The sequence below is a fragment of the Pedobacter sp. ASV1-7 genome, from assembly GCF_040203335.1.
GTDB lineage: Bacteria > Bacteroidota > Bacteroidia > Sphingobacteriales > Sphingobacteriaceae > Pedobacter.
Map to the genome: position 1 here is coordinate 117,240 of NZ_JBEHBV010000010.1, position 19,831 is coordinate 137,070.

Genomic DNA, 19,831 nt, shown 5'->3' on the forward strand with positions numbered 1-19,831 from the left:
AACTAATCATCTTAGCAAACCATTAACTGACCTAGATTAAGTTTATTCCATATAAAGAATAGCATTAACAATTACAATTCTCATATAAATATGCATTTTTACCTACTCATCTAAATAACGACTTAAACATAACAATGAAGCTTCAGAAAGTTGTTTTCAAAAATATTCGAAATTTTACAGAAATTGCTGAATTTGATTTTAGTGATACTACTAATGTAAATACTGTTAGCGGGAAGAATGGTTCAGGAAAATCTACAATATTTAAATGTATTGTCCTATGTCAGAAAGCATTTTTCGCTATGCAAATTCCAGATAATAAGCTTATTCTGAATTCTTTAAAAAATGAACTAGCAAAATTTTTCACTACTAAAAATTCTTTTATCCAGCTTTCTTTTAGTATTGACGTTGAAGGTGAATCAATGCCTCTAATTGCCTTGTTTAAAGTTTCTTGCCTAAAATTTTCACAATCTACTGTTGATTGGGAAATAGTGGTCAGTGACGCTGATAAAGTTGCTATTTGTAAATATTGGAATTTAAATGCTCCTAAAGACATTATTGTTTACATTGATTCTAATAAGAACTTCATTGAAACGGACATATCTTACGACAATATTTCCATCACCGAACAGATTGATTTTTCAAATCTTCTGTTAAACACAATAATAAATCCCGACAAGATTTTCCAAAATATTTATACTAGTTTGATAAAGGTCTATTTGCGAGAAAGACTTGTACCCGCACGTCCAAGAAAGGATTTGTATTTCATTATTGCAAAGATCCAACTTAAGGAATTACTCCCTCAAATTCAACTTTCAAATTTTTCTGGAAATCAATTTGTAAACCAATTTGTTCTACTTGGCAAATCATCCTCTGGAAGGAATACCTCTTTTTACGATATTAGAAACTTTAGTTCTGGCGAAAAAGTTTTATTTTATCTTTTACTGTTTATAAATTACGTTCAAGAAATTGGAATGTTGGTCATTGATGAGCCTGAAAATCATTTTCATGAGGATCTATTGATGCGATTTATTAAAATGCTCAATGATATCACCAACACTAATGATTATAATGAATACATTGTTAAATTAGCGACTAAGAATAGAATTCTGCTGCCAAAAGAGACAAAGGCAGTTTATAAGAATTATAATCTTTCTCAAATAGTACTATTAACTCATTCTAAGAATCTAATATACAACAACCTACACAACGAAAGCAACTATTACATAGACAACTCCTTTAAGAAAATTGGTTATGACGACTCAGAAAAAATTTTGCGTGAGATAGGAATTAGTAGTATGTATTCAAAAGTACTCTTTGTTGAGGGATCAACGGATACCGATTTTTTTGACATATTTTTTAATGAGTATAATATAAAAGTACATCCATTAAACGGATGCGCACAGGTTATTGATACTTATAAGAAAATAATGAATATCAAACAGTTTTTACATGACAGTCATTTCTGTTTTCTTATTGATCGAGATACCCGAACTGACCAAGAGATAGAAAAATTAAGAAGTGAGAACACTACATTCTTCGATGATCACTTTATTATACTTGATAGGCATGAGTTTGAGAGTTATTTTCTCGATGAGCAGATTTTCTCTGATTTAATCATTCAACATGAAGCATTATATCCATCCCTAATTCCATTAAGGTCTGAGGATATTGAAAGTAAAATATTCGATCTTGTATCAGAAACAAGAGAGCAAGTATTTAAAAAACATTTAAATAAACTAAATGGGAACAGCATTGGGGAACTTAATAACATATTTCGCAAAAAAAGCGTACCTGTGAACTCCCCAATGGATTATGCAGGATTTCTAAATGAGACCTTCGATGAAAACGATGTAAGCGCGATTCTTAGAAGAAAGTTCGAATCAAATTACAATTTGTGCGAGGTCATTTATTCTGACCAAAATTGGCGTCTAAAATGGAAAACATTATGTGATGGAAAAACAGGCTTATCTAAAGTTACTGATTATTTCAAGTCGCATTTACAAATAACGTTTCAACGTCTCAAAATTGAGTTGAAAGGTGTTGTTGTGAAGAATAGGAGCTATGAAATTAATGAAATCATCAACCAGATTATAGAAAAGTTCGATGTTCAAAGGCAATAGACCTAAATGGCCATTCTTCACCCCTAACTATCAAAAATATTTAAACTAAAATAAATAATTATGGTTTATAACTGCAATTCTTGGTGTATTAAACTCTATAATCTTGAAAAACACCTACCTTGTTAAATAGCTTAGATATAATATCATCGATATGCAGAACGTAGGACTCTTCTTAACCAAGATACAGACTTTTGATTTACGCATCATTACAAAGGGAGAAGAGCAAAAGCAAGCCTATAGCATTATTCATGAAACACCATATTATAATTCATTTAGCTATAAGAGCGAAACGAGGGTATTGAAAGACACCGCATTGATAGACTTGCTATCTCAAGAGGTAAAATTCCTGGACCACTATAAACAAACAGTAACTAAATTACCAATTATGTAAAAAGCTATGAAATCGCCTTCCTAAAATTAGCACATAAAATAGTTAACATATCGGCATATGCTATTCCTTTTAAGTTGGCTAGCCCTTTAACAATCTCATCCACTAGCAATGTATCAAATACCTTATTTTGAACTACCACAAATGGTGTGTCAGATTCAATCAACAATCTATCGTTTGGGATTCTAAGAATTAACTTTTGTCCGGAAACGGAATTTATCATTGAATAGTTAATAGAAAAATAAGCCCCATTCTCAACTGCCCTTTCCAAAGTTTTTGTACTTCCAGAATACCAGTGCAAAATAAAGCTCCCATTAAATCCATCTCCAATAATTTTTACAACTTCATCTGCGCTACCTCTAGAATGAATTGTCAAAATTTTACCTCCTAAATGATTGCACCTATAAATCAATTCTTCAAAAAAATGTGTCTGTATTACACCTGAAGTTTTCGAAACTTTTAAATCTATACCAACCTCTCCTATATATTTAGCTTCAGGTAAATATGCCCACATATCTGAAATATATTTTTGATACTGACCTACTAATTCTGGATGAAACCCTAAGGCTGGTTTAATATATTTCGAATTTATGCGGTGCAACATTTTTTTGTATAAAACAGGCAAATTTGTAACAGCAATAGTATAGATTTTCTTTTGCTCTATTTCCGATACAACATTATCAAAATCCTTAACTAAATCTAAATGAGAATGTGTGTCAAATAAAAAATTATTCATTATTTAAATCCAAAAAAGCAGCTAACTCATTCATACCATTGACATACATTTGTTCGAAAAATTCTAAATCATTCTCAATCTTCCCAGCTATCTGAATTGTGAATTTATTATTAATTTGGCTTCTAAAATTTGCAACTCCAATTTTAAATGACCTTAATTCAGATTTTGCTTTATTTTCTTTATAATCAATATCTCTATATTGTGTCATATCTTTAGAAAAAGCTTTAATTACTGATGCTCTTCGTATAGTACAAGGCAAACAAGTTCCGCAATGAAGTGGTTTAGACTCTTTTTGATACCTTCCTTGATCTGGATGAGAACAAGACATAGTATATTTATAATTTTCCTTTATAAAATCAATATCCGAGCAATTTAACATCATCTCTCCTTTAGTTTGAAATTGGTAAGGATTTTTTAGTTTAATTTTCAATCCAAGGTCAATAAGTAATTTTTGAAGCAACGCCATATAATACGGATGAGTAGTTCTTGTACTACTACTACCTAGCCTAGTATTAGTTAATGGAATATTTAAAGATATCAATCCATTTTCAGGAATAAACAATTCAACTTCCTTTTGGCTACAGGATGCAAGTATTATGGCATGTGCAAAAAATAAGAATGAACGTGTCCTTGTACTATCTTCAACTCCTTTTAATGGTGTAGCATTAAAATTAAAAAATTGTACATCCTCTAAGTTAAATCGTGTTTTCAGTAGTCCATTGACCGCATCCTGAAACGGCTTAACTCCTTTACCACCACCGTAATGACCGATAAACGCAATGTTCTTATTTTTAGTTAGTAAATCAATCGCACCGATAAATGAGTCTAATCCACCTGATAGCATACAGAAGGCATCTGGATTAAATTTCTTGTCAACATATCTCTTCTCGATATTAGATGAAATTTTGGCTTCGATATCATTTAATTCTCTTTCTCTAAATTCGAACCTCCAATTATCACCACTCAAATACGATATCATACTTTCTAAAAGCCCTTTATTTTTTTCCCATTTTTCAATATTCAAAACTGGAATATACAGTTTAAAAGCCCTAGTCCAGTTATCCGCATAATCCGATCTTAGAACCTTTCTATCTGCAAAATAAATCATTAATGAAATATAAAATAAATCTAATGCTTCACTTTGAAAAAAGTTGGACATCCTATAAAGTGGTCGCAGTGAATTATAAAATGTATGTTGATAATCATCTTTTGATGATAGGTCAATATTAAAATTAGCATCACTAACTTCAAACTTATCTTTTGTGCTTAGTTTAAAAACTATTTTATTCATATCATATCCTCCATTACAGTATAGCATTGATTATATAAACTTTCCACTACTGCGTTCGTAAATACTATAGTGGTAAAATCTTTGCCTCTAAAAACAACTTCAACTTTTGCAACAATATAATCTTTTAAGTCATTTTCTATCTCAACAGCTCTTTTAAAATCAATATCGGCTGTTTCTATCCTACTACCTAAGTCGTTTATTAACCGTTCATATATAAATGACTCCACATACTTAGGAATTAGAAAATTAAGACTTTCTCCAGTTACACTATCGAGATCCAAAGACTCCTCCCCCATCAAATTGTAAAGATTTTCCATAGTTAATATCAATGCTTTTCTAGCAATTGAATCATCTTTAGTAATTGGAGATGGGGCTAAATAATTTATTAATTCACTTAAAACTTCAGAGACCGTTCTATTTTCATAATCAATACTGTATCCATCTAATGTTTCTCTTAAGCCGCCAGTAGAAACACTATTAATAAAACTCCCAATATTTTTTGTAGTAACAATTGCAGATCTTATGGTCTTTGAAGCAGATTTGGCACCTCCATGTGCTTTAACATAACTCGATAATGCATTTTTGATATTACCGGAAGAACCTGAAGCAAATTTTGACATTGCTGTCTTTGCTGTTTGCCAGCTAACAATTCTTTTTTCTCCATCTTCGTTATCATCCGAATGCTGAGTTTCAGTTGAATCTTCTTCATTTGAAGAATCTGTTTCGTTCTCGTCAAAATCAGAAGGTAATAAGGGATTTCCCTGAGAATTACTCCCACTATACCCTCCATACATACTTGATGTGCCCATATTTTTCTATTTAAATTCTTGTTCTATTGAAGCTTTTAATGAAGACTTCTCTTTCATCCAGATCATTGATAATGCTTTAATTTCGTTAGTCTTACCACTAACCTTCCCAAATTCCACTATACGTGGAATAAAATGGCTTTTTATTTTACTCACAGGAATACTACTTAATTGCGATATAACTTCAGAGTATAAAACTTCTTTCGTTGCTCCCCATTCAATATAGGAAGTAAACATTTTGGCATCAATTTCTGATGATAATTCAATTTGAGAATACAGCGTTTTAAGTATTTCTAAAGATTCAAATTCGTTTATAATTGCAGCTTTCTTTAGTGCATCCTTTCTAAAGGCATCCGATTTGGAAAGCAAATTATCCAAAGCTTTTTCAGCCTCAGGACTTATACTTGTATTTGTTTTAATCAAAGTATTTTGCAAACTTTCCCTTGAAAAATAATAGTATGGTTGTAAATCAATTTCAGATAGTTTTGGTTCTATTTTTATCCAGTTAGTAAACCACTCGTCATCTTTCCAAAGCTTTAACTTTGTTACTGAATCCCATTCATTTTTTTCTATTAGCTCTAACTCTTTCGGCTTACCGTTTTCGTTAGCTTGCAATTCACCAATTTGTTTAAATACGCTTTCTTTAAAGTACTCTATGAGCATCACTTTAGCTAAAACCTTCTTATCCAATGTCACTCCTTTAAAGCCAGCCATTTTTAAACGCATTGAAAGTGAATTCAAAAACCTTTTACAATGCCTAGGATTACCATTTAAGCTTTTAGATAATACAGAAGATAGTTGTTTGGATAAGGAGATTGTCTCTTTTATTTTATCTTTATCTAAACTTATGAATTGATTTGTAATCAATTCATAAGTAATGGTGAAATTCAAAAAATCTTCTGATTTTTTGAATTTTATAAATTTAAATATTTCATCATATTCATTCTTAAATATATCTTGAAAAAACAAACAAGTTATATAATATTCAACTTCCAAAACTCCTAACTGGGGTATCTTTATCGGGTATTGTATCATTTTTTCCAGATACTCTTTTCCAATATCAATCTGATTTCCTTTAACTTCAGGAAATCTTTTTCTAACAGCATACATTACCTGTCTTTCATCTGCTCCAATAATAAATGCTGTTCCAGACGTAAATAAAAACAATCTTATTGCTTCTAAAGTCTCGAGGATTGTGTCATGATTACATCTATCTAATTCATCAATAAAGACAACTAGTTTTTTAATTTTAGTTTCTCCCAATAAAGTTTTAAAATCATCATGAAATTCTCTTAGATTTTTTCTAATATCTTCTTTTTTAAATGTGTCACCTAATATTTTTTTTACATCTTCTTCCTTGAAATTTGAACCAACACTTTTTGCTTTTGATAAAATAGTATTAAGTGTCAAATCTGCCATCGTACCAATCCCACCAGTTAGTAAAAAATCCGCTCCATATTTAATCCCCTTACTTGCTAAGTCGAAATAATCAATATTTTTAAACAGTTTACCAATTGTTTTCTTTGCTTTTGCGCTGAGGGCTCGTTTTTCTTTTATACTATCCAGAATATTACCTAGAAGTGCATTTTTAGCGTCATCATAATCTTCAAATAGCCATCCATTAAACTTTAAACAAAGGAAATCATCATTTCCTTCGTAATCCTTTAGAATCATTTCGACTAAACTAGATTTTCCACTCCCCCAATCCCCATATACACCGATTGTGCAAGGAGATAATGAATCATTCTCAATAATATCTTTTGTAATATCGATTAGGTAATCAAACTCCAACAAGTCAACGTTGGTTTCACTGTCTTTCCACATAAGAGCCTTAAATTATTTTAATAATACTCTAATCTATAACAAATATTACAATATTGATTACCAAACTATAATAAAGAGAAAAGAAAACTAGATAGTGTTTAACAGTAATTTATCTGTAACAAAAAACAACCTTTAAATAGCACTAACATAGAGCTCAAATGACCGAATCACACATTACTTACCTTTAAAAATTGTAAATATTTTTGAAATTGATTTTTCTATCTTTAGATATTACACTTAGAAATATAATATGCTGGAATTACCTGAACAATTTAAACATTTATATATACATAAAAAGGACAAAAGCCTGATTAATGCAGAAACAGCGCTGGATCAAGCTTCAGGAATAATATCATTTACAATCTATCGAGTAAATGGAGGTAATGGACTCGAAGAACGAGTAGTTGATGATATTTTTACGAGTGAACTATTACCTCAAGTACAAAACAATATTTTAATAGATGTTGTTAATTTAGGGAAATATCTTAAAAAAAATGGCTACAAAATAGTTACCAAAGTCACACAAACCAAAAACGGTACAAAGTTTGGGTAGATAGATACCATAAAAACTGCTCACAAAAGATAAATTAGATGCAAAATCACGAAGATAGTAGCTGTTAATCAATTTTATTAGTTCTGGAGTCAACCGTAAACGTATTTTAGGACGAGTCAATGGAGCAAGCGGAAGTTGGGCAGAGCCCTACTTTCTTGACCCTAAGCTTATCACCAAAGAGGTTTTCCATATACTCGGAGTATGTAGTGAGTCAGGCGAGGCCTTGCCAGTACCGTTTTGAATATATAGTGTATATAGCAAACGGGTTATGCCAGAACATATAAGTTAGCCAAGCTTTGACAGGCTGTTCTATATCAAAACAAACAAATCTTTTATAGCAGTGATCCCAATTAGAACTGTACTCATTGCAGAAGACTTGAACCATTCTTTATCCAGGAGATTTTAACTAGCTTTAAGTAATCATAATTTATAAGCCTATGATACCAGACGCTTTTAAGGAGACACTACTCCGTAAAATAGATTTGACTGACCTTGTTTCGGAATATGTTGACCTATATCCAATTGGAGGTCAAATGCAAGGCCTATGCCCTTTTCACCCGGACACCAAATCAACATTTAACGTTTCGACAGATAAACAAATCTTCAAGTGTTTTAAATGCGGAAAAGGCGGAAATGCTATTGGTTTTATAATGGAAATCAAGCAGCTCAATTACCCGCAGGCAATTAGACTTTTAGCGGACAAACTTGGAGTGGAAGTTCTACAGGAGCCCGAATAAGCTTTCCTGAATAATTTATATAACCTTCTATTACAACGTTTATGAATTTAGTTAAAATTTTATCAATCAATTATTCACGCGTTGTTCGCCTCTTAACAAACGCCTAAAGGCCCGTAGGGCCGCCCACATTTTTTACGGGCAGCCCTAATGGGCTAAATAACAGCAATACAGACAGATTAACAATAAACTCTCTACTTATCCCTCCTCGTTATTCGGGTTTAAATTAATCCCAATAACCTGATGATCCCTTTCATTGATCACACGTCCGCAATATTCGCACCTGTACAAATACTCCCCTTCATTTCCCGGCTCGATCAGGTCACCGTCTTCGTCGCAAGCATAAAACCCATTATAATTGGGCATATTTCCACACACACAAACCCATAACTCTCTATCCTGCTGCTCATGAGTAATGTATTCACCAGTTACAGGTTTTAAAATAGAGGGCAAAACGCCATTTTTTCCCTCCACTCCTTTTAACAATTCCAACAGGTCGATTAATCCGAAAAAGTCTATTTCCAAATCCGAGATACAACTACGCAACAATTTTTCCGTTGTATCAGCAAATGACGTGTCCAAAATGATCTCCGAATTTGCGTCCAATCGCATGGCCTCTATATAAATACTTACTTCTTCGTTAAAAGGGTTGAATTTTAGTTCGGCAATTTCAACCTTTCGACTAATACGCTGTAATTCACAGGTTAGACTGTATATGATTTCTTCGGAAAAGTCCAAAAGCCCAGCTTTCAGTACATTGATTCCTTTAATCCTTTTCATAGCTATATCATTAAATTTCAATAAATAGCTTTACCGATTGTGCGAACTTATGCGAACAGTTTTCAGTTTCTGCGTAACGTAATAATGTATAAACTGTAAATAGAGATACACCACCTTTGAACAGCTGCTTTGTAAATAATTTCCGGCAATAAAATAAACTCTCCTCGTAATGCTTGACACGATCAAAGGTTTTCATTGCCAGTAAAACCCAATAATCCTGCTGGACAACATTTCTCCCCCATGTTTCGGCCATTGCTTCTCTATCATCTATCGTTTCAATTGCACAGGCCTTTAGATAATCGGTAAATTCAACAATTGATGCCGGATATAGCTTATATAGAATTTTGATTTTTTGGTGTAATTTCATTTTATGTATAGGTTTCATAATCTTAGAATTAGTGGGTTAGAAAAACATAGGTACAGCCAGTTTAAACCTTTGGTTATAAGATTCCGTTTCTGCGTATTTGGTTAATTGATTTAGGGTTAGGGTGGCATAATCCAGGAAAAACAAATGATTTGCAAATGCTTCTGAACTGGATTCCAGTTTAGCACGCTTGCTTTCCAAAAGCTGCAAGATACAGCCCGAAGTCACCCGCCATCGTTCAAAATGCATTAACCGGGGATTCCATAATTTTTCATAACCTTCCCTACGTTCATATAAGTGCGTACAGAATTTTTGCAGATGGTTTAAAAACTCCGGCATTTCATTAGGAAAAAGCGCATGTAACAACTTGGCCTTTTCCTTAGTATTGAGTTTTATGATTGGCTTCATCATTCTTAGAATTTAAGGGGCGGAAACCCGCCCCGTGAATAAATAAACTAATTAATTGCTGTAGCTTTATCAGCATCCTGTTTGAGTATCACCAGTTTGCTATAAATATCCTTCCAGTAGCTTAAGCGTTTCTTATGAAATTCTTCTTCCTCCCTTGTAGGATTCTTGATTTCGTAAGTGAGGTACATGGCCACCTGAAAAATTGCAGTTTTTAAATCTGTCACTTCAAGCAGATTCCCCTCACTATCGACTATATATCTTATCATGATTCGAAATTTAGGGGGATTACTCCCCCGTTAAATAATCTGTTAATTCAAAGCGCTTGCCCCAGTTTTGGTAAAGTCCATGCACAAATCAAATGCAGTTTGTGTACGGGTTAGTGCTGTGCCTGACATAATGGATTTAAACTTGCTTTCATCGTCCTTATAATTGCGCACATTCTGAAAATACCCCGTCACGGAATTATAAGCCCCAAACACCGTCCCCCTTGTGGTATCCATTTGCTGGGTAGGACTTCCCATTGCATACGCGTATACATTCTCAACGATATTATTAAACTGTGTCGAAAGTTCATCATCCTGAAAATTGCGGAGTTTTTCCAGCGTTTCCCGGTTCGGCACCATAGCCAGTTGAATAAGACGTTTTAATTCCGGGTCACTGATACGCACATTTGACCACCTGTTATAAATCGCCTCCATTTCAATGGAAAGACTGTTTGATATACCTAACATCATTTGCGCCTGTTTCAGTTTATCGGTAGCGGTGGCCGTATGACGGATTTTAATACAACCCGAATTGTGTTTCAAAGCAGCGTTTAAGGTATTCATACAGCAAATGCGCACAGGCGTAAACGCAATACTGATACTGCCCGAACCGTCATGCGAAGAAGTAAGGAATAAATATTGCTCGATTAAATCCTCACGCCCTACCCGAATAAAATCCGGTAGTTTGGCAGTAATAAAAATAACCTGACCCCGTCCGAGACATCCGGCCGTTTCATATTTGATACCAGTCCCCCCGCCTACTATACTATCAAAAAAACCAAATGCTTCAGTATTCTGAACCACTTGATAATCCCTACCCACTAAACCCAGGACTTCGTCTGTATCGGTTCTCATCGTAGAAAAGAAGTCCGGCACTATGATATTCGGCTCGAAGCTGTTCATATACTCGTCCGTTTCCACATCGTTAAAAACAGCGAAGTTTTCAGAATTACAGGTAAATAGCGGGCGTTTCTCCACTTCAAAATCGAGTCCTGCATAAACAATAGCCTCGCTACTAGTCGGGTAATGCTCAATGATTTGCCCCAGATTGTGCCATGCTTTTTCTTTCACACTGAAAAAACTATGCTGATTGGTATTGCTGTTATAATTAAGATTATGTGACATGATTTTAAAAATTAAGGGTGATTAAATCCAGTTGCTAAAAGCTCAGTTTCCAGTACCTTCACGTTTTCGGTACTGTCAAAACTGTATTTGGTTTCCTGTTCAAATTCGGCTACCGTTTCCATTAGGCTATCGGTCTTACTTTCGACCTCTACGCGAATGATGATATATAAAATGTGATTTTTCATCTGTATATAATTTGTTTTTCAATTGTGATGAAGCTATCTGATTTATCATCCCACTGCGTGGTTTGAAAAATTAAGATGGTTTCATATTTAGGAATTTTAGGCAGCTGGTTAAACCTTTCCAGCTGCTGATAAAATGCCGAGGGGTTATTTTCCTTAAATTCCCAGCCATACCCCGGCTCATACACATGGTCAAGGAATTCTATAAAATCCTTTTCCATACTTAAATATTTAGGTGAATATTGACGCCCCCGCCCGAGCAGGGGCGCAACTTATTTAAGCAGGAATAAGATTAACGATGTCAGTTTCGACCTCTTCGAGTTTTTCAGTACAAAGGCTGTTCACCTGCTCAGCCACGCCTTTAATGATCGTAGGATTTTTAGTGGTAAAGGTTTTCCCGTTATCATCTTTGATCGTAAGCATACAACCCTGATAATAATTCCCATCTGTTTCGTCCGCATTGTCTTTCAAAACCAGTTCGAATTCGTCCAGCGTGGTAATGATATTTTTTAAATTGTCCCTGTGCCTGATCTTACGAGCCAAATCATCCCCGAGTTTAATGTGGCGTTCCAGTATCGCCCTTTGTTCTGCAATCTTTTCGGCTATACTGGCTTTGATTTCCATTTTCGAAGGTTCGGCTTTCGGTTTTTCCGCTTCCTTGTTGACATCCACAAAACCAGTTTTACCGCTTTCCTCTTTTGGCTCTTTGTCCGTTTCTACCTTTTGCGATACCGCATTTACCGGGTTACCTGCTACAAATTGAGGGGCTTTTTTGTCTGCTACGGCGTTAGTTCCTTTAACCTCTGCGCCTGTTTTTACTTTAGTTTCCATTTTTATGGGTTTTAGATTTTCCAACCTGCCTACTACCCTTCGGCAGGAGCCTATCCTGGCTTTTTGTTAAGCAACCTCACCTGATTTAGCAGGGATTACAGGCAAGGCTTTTGGAAAAAGAATACTACCCGAAGGCGTAGCCGAGGTGTGGAGATTGTTTTTTCAAAACCAGCGGAGCAAAGCGGAGCCGCCTTGACTAGGTAAGCCCTGCGGATCAGAAATTTCGGCACAAACAGCCTAATACCTACCAGTTAAGCAAGCTTAAAAAACCTTAAAAAATGGTGTAAAAAAGTAGGCTATCAGCTATACTCAAAAAAATTTCCTGGCTCATGCCCAGGTGGGCGGTAGATACATACCGGTTTGTAGCTGGGTATGGATGCAGGGGATATGCGATCTGCCAGTTCCAATGCTGCCAGCACCGTACAGGATTTGGCGATACCCATACCCTTGAACCGGCAAAGCTGCTCCAGCGTGATGCCTTTCAGACCAGATAGATCTGCACCCTGCCCGGCCAGTATGCGCTGGGCAAGTATAATAGCTGATTCATTCGGCGTGCCCGAACCAATCAGTATCGCCAGTAACTCTGCATCATCAAGCTCAGCTGCCCCCAACGCCATCAGCCTTTCCCTAGGCCGCTGTTCCGGTGCCATTCCTTTGATTCCCTTTGATGCTTTGGCCTCAGCGTGAATTTCTTTCATGCCTTTATATTCTGCTCCATACCATGCCGCGCTTTGAAATAATGAGGAAAAAGCCTGGATGAATTCAGCAAACTGGTTTTCAAAAACAATCACCTCCCACCGCTTATAACTACCATCAGGTTGCTGCTCACTCCTTGTGATCTGGATATAATTACTATTGTTCTCTGCACGCTTGAAATCCAGGAAATAATGCCTGTTTCTAAGCGAAAATGATTCCGAGGCTAAAACTTGTCTTTTCATAACTTTAAGAATTGGTTGAAACAAAATTCAAGCGATTCGAAAGAAAAAAAGCAGAAAAAATGATCTTATCTGATAGAGAGAACGACTAACCGTTCCAAATTAGACGAACAGTTTCCAAAAACATTTATCGGATAACAAATGTTTAAAACGAATAACCGAACATCGTATGGAACCAACATCAATACAAAAACAGGAAAAACCAACCTGCAATTATTGCGGCAAACAGGTTTATGGAAGAGAAGGAAAAAAATATTGCAATGTAGATTGCAAAAACAATTACAACAGCAGAATCCGATCTGAACTACGAACTAAAGAAAACCAGTTCTTCCCCGAAGCATTTAATCAGATCAAAAAAAATTATAGAATATTACATAATTATAAAGACCAATTTAAAGAAATAGAAGTAATTTATGTAGAAAAGCAAGAGCTTTTAAAACTAGGCTTCGACCCACAATACTGCACCAAAGCGTATGTAGATGATCAGCAGAGACTTTGGAAAAATTGCTACAATTACTCCTGGTCAGACTATAATGATAGCTTTGCTATCAGATATGGGATATATTCCTGGAAAAGCTAAAAGAAATGACAAACAGCACTATTATACAATAAAACAGAATCTAATCATATACTATTTTTTTAAAGCCCGCAGTAAAATCAACCAATTCAGCGCGAACCTGTTTATCGCTTAATCTACCTTCCCCATCAAACCTGCCTTTGATCCCATTAATCACCAGCTCAGCTTCCTCAGCCAAGCAGGCACCAAGGGTCTTCATAATCAACTTCAGCTGTGCATGTCCCTGCTGACCATCAGCAGAAGCAGTCACCAAGCCCACGGGTTTATCCAGAAATACCGTCGTAGCGACACACCATTCCAGCAAATTCTTCAATCTGGCCGGAATACTAAAAATGTATTCAGGTGAGCAAATAACTACCCCTTGGGCAGCTTCAATGCAAGTGATCAGATTCGTAACCGCTACAGGCAAATCTTCTGTTAAAGAAGGATCAAAATGCGGCAACAAGCCAAGCTTCGTAAATACAGTGAGCTGAAAATCATCAGCGCTCAACTCGGCGAACTCCTCCATCAACTTAGCATTTGATGACTCCTTACTTGCACTGCCGATAATCACCAAAATTTTTGCTTTCATAAAAGCCCCTCTTCCCCGGATAAAGACTTCCGCATCAACAGATCAGTCTGCTCATCCTCACCCATTTTAAACAAATGTGTTCCAAAAGTAACAAAGCCATTCTTCTCATAAAACCGGATCGCCTTGGGGTTCATCTCCCATACCCCCAGCCAGATCGATAATTTCCCCAGCTGCCTGGCCACCTCAAGGGCATGCCCGTACAACAGTTGTCCTACTTTCTTCCCATGATAAGCATTCAGCACATAAATCCGTTCAATCTCTAAAGAATCCGCTTCCTTTAAATCCGATTGCGCCTTCCCGCTATTCACCTTCAAATAACCAACCGGTCTATCCTTATCCCAAGCCATAAAAAACTGCGAATCAGCTTCATTTAATTCAACACCCAATTGGTCCAGGCTAAAATTTACAGACAAATAATGCTGCATATCCTGCTGGGTATTGCTATCGGCAAAAGTTTCATGAAAAGTGCTTCTGGATATTTCCTGTAAAGTCTTTAAATCCTCTAAACCCACTTTTTGTATCTTGATCATAACCTGAAATTAAATCTCAGGGCAAAGTTAACCACATCCTCATAAAATAATTACATCCTAAAATAAATTTAAAGTACTCTCGAGGAATCAATTCGACGAGGTTTATCCATTTCTAAATGACCCGCTAAGAACTTCTTCTCCAATTGTATCCAACAGCTTAGTTATAATTACCGGTATCACCCCGTCCGAATATTTCCGTCTCCTGATCCAGACTTCTAAATCCGATACGGTAAGATTACCTGGGTATCTGTCTGCCAATTTCCTGCACCATATCCTCAGCCAGCAGGATGTCCTGATGACCAGAAGTTTCATCATACTCATAAACCGGAAACCCGCCCGGCTCCAACTCATCAGCAGTTAAAGCCCGCCACGTTTCACCATCACTGCCTAAGAAAATCTCACCTATCAGAGCACCATGGTATACAATTTTGTAAGTACCGGATTCCTGCGGGTGAATGTTCAGGTCAATCCGCTCGCCGTCGGCATTGATAATGATATTAAAAGGATCCATAATTAATCATTTTTATACAGGTTTATTATTAAAATAATCTTCCAGCTGCTCCCCAAGCTGCGTTAACAGCGCTTTGACAGCCATGCCCTCCCCACACCAGACCTTACCGGTCTTCCCAGACTCCTGCCAGAGCGTGCCCAGGGAGGTATGCTGATCAAAAATGGCATATTTAGGCTCCTCACGGTCAGGAATGACCAGCAAAGATTTCACCTCGCCCTCGACGGTTACCTGAATTTCAAAAGGCTCCCATTCATCTGCTATATTTCCCATATTTAGTCCTCTTTATCATCAAAATCTTCCGAAGAACTTCCCGTGTGACTCTCATTATCTCTGGGATTTTCTTTCGGTTTCTCCGAAGAGCCTGTATAGGCATCATCACTCAGCGAATCATACCCTTGGGTTCCTGTATTGTCTAAGCCATCCCTGGGACTTACCGGAGTGGATGGTGTTATTGGTTTCTTAGCCATGTCCATCTTTTTTAAGTTTAACTATCCATAGGATGATGATTAGAACCAGGATTCGTTCCATCCAGTTCTCCAAGTCCCCCAGCTCCTCGCTCAGTGCCTTGCTCATCCTGCATATCAGCTGATTGGTCATCTTGCCGCTGATTAACAGCATCATCACTATCTTCCTGCTTTTCCCCTGACACAAATCCAGGATCTACAGCACTATTTTCAAACTCAGCGTCTTTATTAATGATCGCCGACTGATCCGGATCTTCCGGCAATTCTTCAGCTATATTCTTCATGATCTATTGATTGAATTGTAAAACTATTTCCACGCATCTGTTGCCTTCCTCAAACCTTTCCCAACCGGTAAAATACGCTTGGTTCCTCCCAGAGTTTCTAAGTCAACGTAAATTCAACACCTTGTTAAACAGATTGTTTCACAAAAATTATTTTAATGTTTTATTAAACAAATACTCAAATCCTGCTGTTATAATCACCGTAATGGAACAACCAATGTTTCCGGTACACCTAATTTTTATTAAAAGCACCATGCCAGAAGGAACAGTAAAATTTTTTAATGAGTCAAAAGGATTTGGCTTCATTATCCCCAGCAATGGGGATCCCGAATTATTTGTACACGCCAGCGCACTCAGCGCTCCTATAAGAGAAAACGACCGGGTCAGTTATGAAATCGAAAACGGCAAGAAGGGCCTCAACGCTACTAAAGTAAAAAAGATCTGAGTATGCTGACCGTTATTAAAAACCTACCCGACCATATATTGGGAGTCCGCGCAAGCGGAGAGGTCAACAAAGATGACCTAAAAAATGTATTACTGCCAGGACTGGAGTCCTTAAGCGAACGTTATAAGGAAATTTATTACCTGTTGTACTGGAAACCGATGTACAGAATTTCACCGCCGGAGCCTGGGTACAAGACCTGATTGCCGGAGTCAAACATTTCACAGACTGGAAAAAAATGGCCATCGTAACCGATCAGAAAGCAGTTGAAAAATTCACCGATATTTTCAACTACCTCAGCCCAGGCCAGGCAAAAGGATTCGAATTAAACGACCTCCAAGCAGCCATAGACTGGCTAAGCATTAAATCCTGAACAACATGAGCAAGCTTAAAAACCTTTTTGCCGGATTAGCCGGCTCCATCGCCTTAAATGTCCTGCATGAAAGTTTAAAGAAAAAAAGCCCGGATATGCCCAGAGTAGACATTTTGGGTGAAGATGCCCTTCAAAAAGCACTTCATTACTTTGGTGCACACATTCAAAGTAAAGAAAACCTTTACCAGGCAACCCTTGCCGGAGATATCATTGGCAATACCCTCTACTATAGCCTAATAGGCGCTGGAAATCCAAAATACCTATGGCCAAAAGTCGCCATGATGGGATTAAGTGCCGGCATCGGCGCAGTTAGCCTACCCCAGCCCATGGGCTTAGATCCCCAGCCGGTTGCTAAAAACAACCAGGTAAAAACCCTCACTATCGGATACTACCTGCTGGGTGCAGTGGTCACAGGCCTAGTCCTGGTGTTGATGAAAAAATCCTAACACCCCAAATACACAACAACATCATAGCAATTCTATCTTAGAACACCTGATGATGAGCGAATCCTGTTTAAAAAGTTTGAGGAGTCGCAGCTTCAGCTTGCTCCAGAATTCGGTATCTGTTTCACTGCACATCACTTCAAATACCAAAAGCTCATCCTGCTCAGCTGTCCCCTCATCAGGTTTCCAGAAACCCTTAGCCGGGTTCCTGAAATATTCAGTTAAGCCTCCAAACTTAGTCGTCAGCTCCACACGAATCCCATCATATAGTTGCTTAGGAAATACCTCGCCATTGCCATCTCGTAAAGGCAGGAAAATTTCCACCAGCCGATCCATAGGTAAATCCTTCCGGCTTTTTTCAATGAGCTGAAAAGCTTTGCCCGCACCTAACTTTTCCAGGACGCTAAATTTCTTGCCCCCCTGCTGGTTGTAACTGGTAAAAAAAGCGATGGCCTGTTCCACAATCGTTTTGGAAAGATCACCCATGGAAGACACATCCGCATAACGCTGGGAAACTTCCGGAACGCCGATCAGCCTATCGTTGCGCACAGGTTTTCCATTATGTTCTTGCTGAACAACCTTAAACGCGCCAATAATCCTGCAATCCACCGCACAACCCGCAAAAGCAGAAACTTCGGAAACTACCAGCACATCCAGCGGATCACCATCGCCTCCAACCGTCCCTGGAATAAAACCGAAATCAAATGGAAATACCAGACCTAGCGGCATCACCTTTTTCAGCTTCATCTTTCCAGTCCGCAGATCATAGTCATACTTCTGACCGCTTCCCTTGGGCGTTTCAATGATTACGGTAACCGCCTCCATTTTATTTCAGCGAAGCATTTATTTCCTTAGCCATCTGATGGTGTTTTTCTAAAACCGGAAGCGTACGGGCAGCAAAATCCTTAATCTCCCCTCTTAAACTGCTTGCAGATCTAAACAAATCAAGGGTTTTGACATGGTCATTCACCATCATATCCATATAATGCTTATCGAACGCTTTTCCACTTAGTTTCTTCATTTCATCCATATGCATTTTTACATCCGCTGGATAGCTCGCAGGCAACAAATGCTCCAGCTTCGCTGCCACAGCTTTTAAATCGCTACCAGCTTTAGTATGATCAGCAACCATTTGCGCGGCAAATTTCTTAACCTCTGCATTTGAAGACTTTTCAAGTGCCAGTTTACCCAGATCAACCTCCATCATACCTCCAACAGCAGCGGTATCCATAAAAGCCGCGCCGTCACCATCCACCTTACTCATATGGGTTACATCCTTAGGCGCATCTGAAGTGTCAGTCCTACGCAAAGAATCGCTGCCAACAGGAGCACTGTCCAGTTGTGCATTGCCACTTCTGTCTGTATTCTGACAGGCCATAAGCCCCGAAAAAATCACCAGGGCAGCAGAAAATTTTAACATACTTTTAGTTTTCATAGTCTTGAGGATTAGATATATAATAGACAAAAGCATTAACCGCTGTGGCAGCAAAAAGTTTTAAATACCAACCTGAAAAGTTAACAAACAAAAACAAAACAATCCCCTGCCACCAATGTTAAACACCTACATTAGCATCACACTCAGCTATAGTTCTCAGCGAAAATTATCCATTTTAAAAAAGTTTAAACAATTTTTTAAGATTGCTGGTTATTTCCCCGCAGTTGATTGTAATGCAGCACTAAAATCAAGAACATTTAACTATTGAAAAACTAAAATTATGGCAACTACAACAAAAACCGGCGCAAAGACCGCCACAAAATCGAACACAAAATCAAAAACAGGGAAAATCGAAAATTCAGAATTCCATGAATTCTTCGTGGACGAACTGAAAGACATCTACTGGGCAGAAAAACACCTTTCCAAAGCCCTCCCTAAAATGAAAAAAGCAGCAACCAGTCCGGAACTGGCAGCCGCCTTTGAAAAACATACGGAAGAAACCAATAACCACATCGCCACCCTCGAGCAGGTTTTCCAGCTATTGGATGAAAAAGCTCAGGCCAAAAAATGCGATGCCATGGAAGGATTGCTGAAAGAAGCCGAAGGTATAATCGAAGATACCGAAGCTGATACCATGATCCGTGACGCAGGGCTTATACTCGCTGCTCAAAAGGTAGAGCACTACGAAATTGCAACCTACGGCACACTAGTAGTTTTCGCCCAAAACATGGGACATAACGATGTAGCCGAACTGCTTCAGTTTACCCTGGACAACGAAAAAGCAACCGACGTAGCACTCACTGAAATTGCAGTCAGCTCAATCAACGAGCAGGCGGCAGCTGAGTAAAAAAACCTAAGCTTTCC

At 37.4% G+C, this 19,831-nt stretch carries 30 protein-coding genes; 9 read left to right on the forward strand and 21 right to left on the reverse strand.

Features of this window, described 5'->3' with window-relative positions; all coding sequences use genetic code 11:
• The first annotated feature begins 134 nt into the window (after positions 1-134).
• Both ABDJ41_RS20280 and ABDJ41_RS20285 read left to right on the forward strand, forming a co-directional pair.
• Entirely contained in the window at positions 135-2,120 is a 1,986-nt protein-coding gene (locus ABDJ41_RS20280; RefSeq protein WP_349787948.1) for an ATP-dependent nuclease, read from the forward strand.
• A gap of 151 nt (positions 2,121-2,271) precedes the next feature.
• Complete coding sequence (locus ABDJ41_RS20285; protein WP_349787949.1) at positions 2,272-2,511, forward strand: hypothetical protein; 240 nt, start codon at positions 2,272-2,274, stop codon at positions 2,509-2,511.
• Positions 2,512-2,515: 4 nt separating this feature from the next.
• On the opposite strand, the gene ABDJ41_RS20290 is transcribed toward ABDJ41_RS20285, so the two are convergent.
• The 4 genes from ABDJ41_RS20290 to ABDJ41_RS20305 are packed head-to-tail and all read right to left on the reverse strand — an operon-like array spanning position 2,516 to position 7,165.
• Positions 2,516-3,244 carry a TatD family hydrolase gene (locus ABDJ41_RS20290; protein WP_349787950.1) on the reverse strand — a complete coding sequence of 243 codons (729 nt, stop codon included), beginning with the start codon at positions 3,242-3,244 and terminating at the stop codon, positions 2,516-2,518.
• Positions 3,237-4,535 (reverse strand): Qat anti-phage system QueC-like protein QatC, encoded by a 1,299-nt coding sequence (gene qatC / locus ABDJ41_RS20295; RefSeq protein ID WP_349787951.1) that lies wholly within the window; start codon positions 4,533-4,535, stop codon positions 3,237-3,239. The genes ABDJ41_RS20290 and qatC overlap by 8 nt, the downstream gene beginning before the upstream one ends.
• Positions 4,532-5,344, reverse strand: coding sequence for a Qat anti-phage system associated protein QatB (gene qatB / locus ABDJ41_RS20300; RefSeq protein WP_349787952.1), 813 nt, complete (start codon positions 5,342-5,344; stop codon positions 4,532-4,534). Before qatB ends, qatC begins: the two co-directional genes overlap by 4 nt.
• A gap of 6 nt (positions 5,345-5,350) precedes the next feature.
• The gene (locus ABDJ41_RS20305; RefSeq protein ID WP_349787953.1) at positions 5,351-7,165 is read right to left on the reverse strand and encodes a KAP family P-loop NTPase fold protein; all 1,815 of its coding nucleotides are present in this window, start codon (positions 7,163-7,165) and stop codon (positions 5,351-5,353) included.
• A gap of 250 nt (positions 7,166-7,415) precedes the next feature.
• Here ABDJ41_RS20305 and ABDJ41_RS20310 point away from each other — a divergent pair, with 250 nt between their 5' ends.
• Together ABDJ41_RS20310 and ABDJ41_RS20315 are read left to right on the forward strand one after the other, a co-directional pair.
• Positions 7,416-7,718, forward strand: a complete 303-nt coding sequence (locus tag ABDJ41_RS20310) for a hypothetical protein (protein ID WP_349787955.1) — start codon at positions 7,416-7,418, stop codon at positions 7,716-7,718.
• A gap of 437 nt (positions 7,719-8,155) precedes the next feature.
• The gene (locus ABDJ41_RS20315) at positions 8,156-8,455 is read left to right on the forward strand and encodes a CHC2 zinc finger domain-containing protein (protein WP_349787956.1); all 300 of its coding nucleotides are present in this window, start codon (positions 8,156-8,158) and stop codon (positions 8,453-8,455) included.
• A 195-nt stretch (positions 8,456-8,650) separates the two neighbouring features.
• Here the strand turns inward: ABDJ41_RS20315 and ABDJ41_RS20320 are convergent, their stop codons facing one another.
• From ABDJ41_RS20320 to ABDJ41_RS20360, 9 genes are all read right to left on the reverse strand, one after another.
• Positions 8,651-9,232: a hypothetical protein gene (locus tag ABDJ41_RS20320; protein ID WP_349787957.1), complete on the reverse strand. Its 582-nt coding sequence runs from the start codon at positions 9,230-9,232 to the stop codon at positions 8,651-8,653.
• 10 nt (positions 9,233-9,242) lie between these two features.
• On the reverse strand, positions 9,243-9,617 hold the full coding sequence (locus ABDJ41_RS20325) for a hypothetical protein (RefSeq protein WP_349787958.1): 375 nt from the start codon (positions 9,615-9,617) through the stop codon (positions 9,243-9,245).
• 18 nt (positions 9,618-9,635) lie between these two features.
• A complete protein-coding gene (locus ABDJ41_RS20330; RefSeq protein WP_349787959.1) occupies positions 9,636-10,007 on the reverse strand; it encodes a hypothetical protein in 372 nt (123 codons plus the stop codon).
• A 44-nt stretch (positions 10,008-10,051) separates the two neighbouring features.
• Entirely contained in the window at positions 10,052-10,270 is a 219-nt protein-coding gene (locus tag ABDJ41_RS20335; protein ID WP_349787960.1) for a hypothetical protein, read from the reverse strand.
• Positions 10,271-10,312: 42 nt separating this feature from the next.
• On the reverse strand, positions 10,313-11,392 hold the full coding sequence (locus tag ABDJ41_RS20340; protein WP_349787961.1) for a DUF932 domain-containing protein: 1,080 nt from the start codon (positions 11,390-11,392) through the stop codon (positions 10,313-10,315).
• An 11-nt stretch (positions 11,393-11,403) separates the two neighbouring features.
• Complete coding sequence (locus ABDJ41_RS20345) at positions 11,404-11,577, reverse strand: hypothetical protein (RefSeq protein ID WP_349787962.1); 174 nt, start codon at positions 11,575-11,577, stop codon at positions 11,404-11,406.
• A complete protein-coding gene (locus tag ABDJ41_RS20350; RefSeq protein ID WP_349787963.1) occupies positions 11,574-11,795 on the reverse strand; it encodes a hypothetical protein in 222 nt (73 codons plus the stop codon). Before ABDJ41_RS20350 ends, ABDJ41_RS20345 begins: the two co-directional genes overlap by 4 nt.
• A 55-nt stretch (positions 11,796-11,850) precedes the next feature.
• Positions 11,851-12,405, reverse strand: coding sequence for a hypothetical protein (locus ABDJ41_RS20355; protein WP_349787964.1), 555 nt, complete (start codon positions 12,403-12,405; stop codon positions 11,851-11,853).
• 299 nt (positions 12,406-12,704) lie between these two features.
• Positions 12,705-13,343 carry a UPF0758 domain-containing protein gene (locus tag ABDJ41_RS20360; RefSeq protein ID WP_349787965.1) on the reverse strand — a complete coding sequence of 213 codons (639 nt, stop codon included), beginning with the start codon at positions 13,341-13,343 and terminating at the stop codon, positions 12,705-12,707.
• 166 nt (positions 13,344-13,509) lie between these two features.
• Between ABDJ41_RS20360 and ABDJ41_RS20365 the strand changes: the two genes are divergently transcribed.
• A complete protein-coding gene (locus ABDJ41_RS20365; RefSeq protein WP_349787966.1) occupies positions 13,510-13,920 on the forward strand; it encodes a hypothetical protein in 411 nt (136 codons plus the stop codon).
• A 40-nt stretch (positions 13,921-13,960) separates the two neighbouring features.
• Here the strand turns inward: ABDJ41_RS20365 and ABDJ41_RS20370 are convergent, their stop codons facing one another.
• From ABDJ41_RS20370 to ABDJ41_RS20395, 6 genes are all read right to left on the reverse strand, one after another.
• Entirely contained in the window at positions 13,961-14,488 is a 528-nt protein-coding gene (locus ABDJ41_RS20370; protein ID WP_349787967.1) for an NADPH-dependent FMN reductase, read from the reverse strand.
• Positions 14,485-15,018 carry a GNAT family N-acetyltransferase gene (locus ABDJ41_RS20375; RefSeq protein WP_349787968.1) on the reverse strand — a complete coding sequence of 178 codons (534 nt, stop codon included), beginning with the start codon at positions 15,016-15,018 and terminating at the stop codon, positions 14,485-14,487. The genes ABDJ41_RS20370 and ABDJ41_RS20375 overlap by 4 nt, the downstream gene beginning before the upstream one ends.
• A 235-nt stretch (positions 15,019-15,253) precedes the next feature.
• On the reverse strand, positions 15,254-15,529 hold the full coding sequence (locus ABDJ41_RS20380) for a hypothetical protein (protein ID WP_349787969.1): 276 nt from the start codon (positions 15,527-15,529) through the stop codon (positions 15,254-15,256).
• A 12-nt stretch (positions 15,530-15,541) separates the two neighbouring features.
• Positions 15,542-15,799, reverse strand: coding sequence for a hypothetical protein (locus ABDJ41_RS20385; RefSeq protein ID WP_349787971.1), 258 nt, complete (start codon positions 15,797-15,799; stop codon positions 15,542-15,544).
• Positions 15,800-15,801: 2 nt separating this feature from the next.
• Positions 15,802-15,996, reverse strand: coding sequence for a hypothetical protein (locus ABDJ41_RS20390; RefSeq protein WP_349787973.1), 195 nt, complete (start codon positions 15,994-15,996; stop codon positions 15,802-15,804).
• Between the two features lie 17 nt (positions 15,997-16,013).
• Positions 16,014-16,277: a hypothetical protein gene (locus ABDJ41_RS20395; RefSeq protein ID WP_349787974.1), complete on the reverse strand. Its 264-nt coding sequence runs from the start codon at positions 16,275-16,277 to the stop codon at positions 16,014-16,016.
• A gap of 250 nt (positions 16,278-16,527) precedes the next feature.
• Between ABDJ41_RS20395 and ABDJ41_RS20400 the strand changes: the two genes are divergently transcribed.
• The 3 genes from ABDJ41_RS20400 to ABDJ41_RS20410 all read left to right on the forward strand — a co-directional run bounded on the left by ABDJ41_RS20400 (position 16,528) and on the right by ABDJ41_RS20410 (position 17,535).
• The gene (locus ABDJ41_RS20400) at positions 16,528-16,719 is read left to right on the forward strand and encodes a cold-shock protein (RefSeq protein WP_349788065.1); all 192 of its coding nucleotides are present in this window, start codon (positions 16,528-16,530) and stop codon (positions 16,717-16,719) included.
• A 199-nt stretch (positions 16,720-16,918) separates the two neighbouring features.
• Positions 16,919-17,089 (forward strand): SpoIIAA family protein, encoded by a 171-nt coding sequence (locus tag ABDJ41_RS20405; RefSeq protein ID WP_349788066.1) that lies wholly within the window; start codon positions 16,919-16,921, stop codon positions 17,087-17,089.
• 5 nt (positions 17,090-17,094) lie between these two features.
• On the forward strand, positions 17,095-17,535 hold the full coding sequence (locus tag ABDJ41_RS20410) for a hypothetical protein (protein ID WP_349787975.1): 441 nt from the start codon (positions 17,095-17,097) through the stop codon (positions 17,533-17,535).
• Positions 17,536-17,556: 21 nt separating this feature from the next.
• On the opposite strand, the gene ABDJ41_RS20415 is transcribed toward ABDJ41_RS20410, so the two are convergent.
• Positions 17,557-18,357: an inorganic diphosphatase gene (locus tag ABDJ41_RS20415; RefSeq protein ID WP_349787977.1), complete on the reverse strand. Its 801-nt coding sequence runs from the start codon at positions 18,355-18,357 to the stop codon at positions 17,557-17,559.
• A gap of 1 nt (position 18,358) precedes the next feature.
• The gene (locus ABDJ41_RS20420; RefSeq protein WP_349787979.1) at positions 18,359-18,967 is read right to left on the reverse strand and encodes a DUF4142 domain-containing protein; all 609 of its coding nucleotides are present in this window, start codon (positions 18,965-18,967) and stop codon (positions 18,359-18,361) included.
• Between the two features lie 280 nt (positions 18,968-19,247).
• Here ABDJ41_RS20420 and ABDJ41_RS20425 point away from each other — a divergent pair, with 280 nt between their 5' ends.
• Entirely contained in the window at positions 19,248-19,814 is a 567-nt protein-coding gene (locus tag ABDJ41_RS20425) for a YciE/YciF ferroxidase family protein (protein ID WP_349787980.1), read from the forward strand.
• The last annotated feature ends 17 nt before the right edge of the window (positions 19,815-19,831 follow it).

Excerpts from the sequence above, each read along its gene's own strand:
- ABDJ41_RS20375 (WP_349787968.1), bottom strand. The coding sequence starts at position 15,018 with ATGATCAAGATACAAAAAGTGGGTTTAGAGGATTTAAAGACTTTACAG.
- qatC (WP_349787951.1), bottom strand. The coding sequence starts at position 4,535 with ATGAATAAAATAGTTTTTAAACTAAGCACAAAAGATAAGTTTGAAGTT.
- ABDJ41_RS20425 (WP_349787980.1), top strand. The coding sequence starts at position 19,248 with ATGGCAACTACAACAAAAACCGGCGCAAAGACCGCCACAAAATCGAAC.
- ABDJ41_RS20320 (WP_349787957.1), bottom strand. The coding sequence starts at position 9,232 with ATGAAAAGGATTAAAGGAATCAATGTACTGAAAGCTGGGCTTTTGGAC.
- ABDJ41_RS20415 (WP_349787977.1), bottom strand. The coding sequence starts at position 18,357 with ATGGAGGCGGTTACCGTAATCATTGAAACGCCCAAGGGAAGCGGTCAG.
- ABDJ41_RS20310 (WP_349787955.1), top strand. The coding sequence starts at position 7,416 with ATGCTGGAATTACCTGAACAATTTAAACATTTATATATACATAAAAAG.
- ABDJ41_RS20355 (WP_349787964.1), bottom strand. The coding sequence starts at position 12,405 with ATGGAAACTAAAGTAAAAACAGGCGCAGAGGTTAAAGGAACTAACGCC.
- ABDJ41_RS20280 (WP_349787948.1), top strand. The coding sequence starts at position 135 with ATGAAGCTTCAGAAAGTTGTTTTCAAAAATATTCGAAATTTTACAGAA.
- ABDJ41_RS20420 (WP_349787979.1), bottom strand. The coding sequence starts at position 18,967 with ATGAAAACTAAAAGTATGTTAAAATTTTCTGCTGCCCTGGTGATTTTT.
- ABDJ41_RS20335 (WP_349787960.1), bottom strand. The coding sequence starts at position 10,270 with ATGATAAGATATATAGTCGATAGTGAGGGGAATCTGCTTGAAGTGACA.
- ABDJ41_RS20360 (WP_349787965.1), bottom strand. The coding sequence starts at position 13,343 with ATGAAAAGACAAGTTTTAGCCTCGGAATCATTTTCGCTTAGAAACAGG.
- ABDJ41_RS20365 (WP_349787966.1), top strand. The coding sequence starts at position 13,510 with ATGGAACCAACATCAATACAAAAACAGGAAAAACCAACCTGCAATTAT.
- ABDJ41_RS20410 (WP_349787975.1), top strand. The coding sequence starts at position 17,095 with ATGAGCAAGCTTAAAAACCTTTTTGCCGGATTAGCCGGCTCCATCGCC.
- ABDJ41_RS20350 (WP_349787963.1), bottom strand. The coding sequence starts at position 11,795 with ATGGAAAAGGATTTTATAGAATTCCTTGACCATGTGTATGAGCCGGGG.
- ABDJ41_RS20395 (WP_349787974.1), bottom strand. The coding sequence starts at position 16,277 with ATGAAGAATATAGCTGAAGAATTGCCGGAAGATCCGGATCAGTCGGCG.
- ABDJ41_RS20285 (WP_349787949.1), top strand. The coding sequence starts at position 2,272 with ATGCAGAACGTAGGACTCTTCTTAACCAAGATACAGACTTTTGATTTA.
- ABDJ41_RS20370 (WP_349787967.1), bottom strand. The coding sequence starts at position 14,488 with ATGAAAGCAAAAATTTTGGTGATTATCGGCAGTGCAAGTAAGGAGTCA.
- ABDJ41_RS20330 (WP_349787959.1), bottom strand. The coding sequence starts at position 10,007 with ATGATGAAGCCAATCATAAAACTCAATACTAAGGAAAAGGCCAAGTTG.
- ABDJ41_RS20325 (WP_349787958.1), bottom strand. The coding sequence starts at position 9,617 with ATGAAACCTATACATAAAATGAAATTACACCAAAAAATCAAAATTCTA.
- ABDJ41_RS20380 (WP_349787969.1), bottom strand. The coding sequence starts at position 15,529 with ATGGATCCTTTTAATATCATTATCAATGCCGACGGCGAGCGGATTGAC.
- ABDJ41_RS20315 (WP_349787956.1), top strand. The coding sequence starts at position 8,156 with ATGATACCAGACGCTTTTAAGGAGACACTACTCCGTAAAATAGATTTG.
- ABDJ41_RS20345 (WP_349787962.1), bottom strand. The coding sequence starts at position 11,577 with ATGAAAAATCACATTTTATATATCATCATTCGCGTAGAGGTCGAAAGT.
- qatB (WP_349787952.1), bottom strand. The coding sequence starts at position 5,344 with ATGGGCACATCAAGTATGTATGGAGGGTATAGTGGGAGTAATTCTCAG.
- ABDJ41_RS20290 (WP_349787950.1), bottom strand. The coding sequence starts at position 3,244 with ATGAATAATTTTTTATTTGACACACATTCTCATTTAGATTTAGTTAAG.
- ABDJ41_RS20400 (WP_349788065.1), top strand. The coding sequence starts at position 16,528 with ATGCCAGAAGGAACAGTAAAATTTTTTAATGAGTCAAAAGGATTTGGC.
- ABDJ41_RS20390 (WP_349787973.1), bottom strand. The coding sequence starts at position 15,996 with ATGGCTAAGAAACCAATAACACCATCCACTCCGGTAAGTCCCAGGGAT.
- ABDJ41_RS20385 (WP_349787971.1), bottom strand. The coding sequence starts at position 15,799 with ATGGGAAATATAGCAGATGAATGGGAGCCTTTTGAAATTCAGGTAACC.
- ABDJ41_RS20305 (WP_349787953.1), bottom strand. The coding sequence starts at position 7,165 with ATGTGGAAAGACAGTGAAACCAACGTTGACTTGTTGGAGTTTGATTAC.
- ABDJ41_RS20340 (WP_349787961.1), bottom strand. The coding sequence starts at position 11,392 with ATGTCACATAATCTTAATTATAACAGCAATACCAATCAGCATAGTTTT.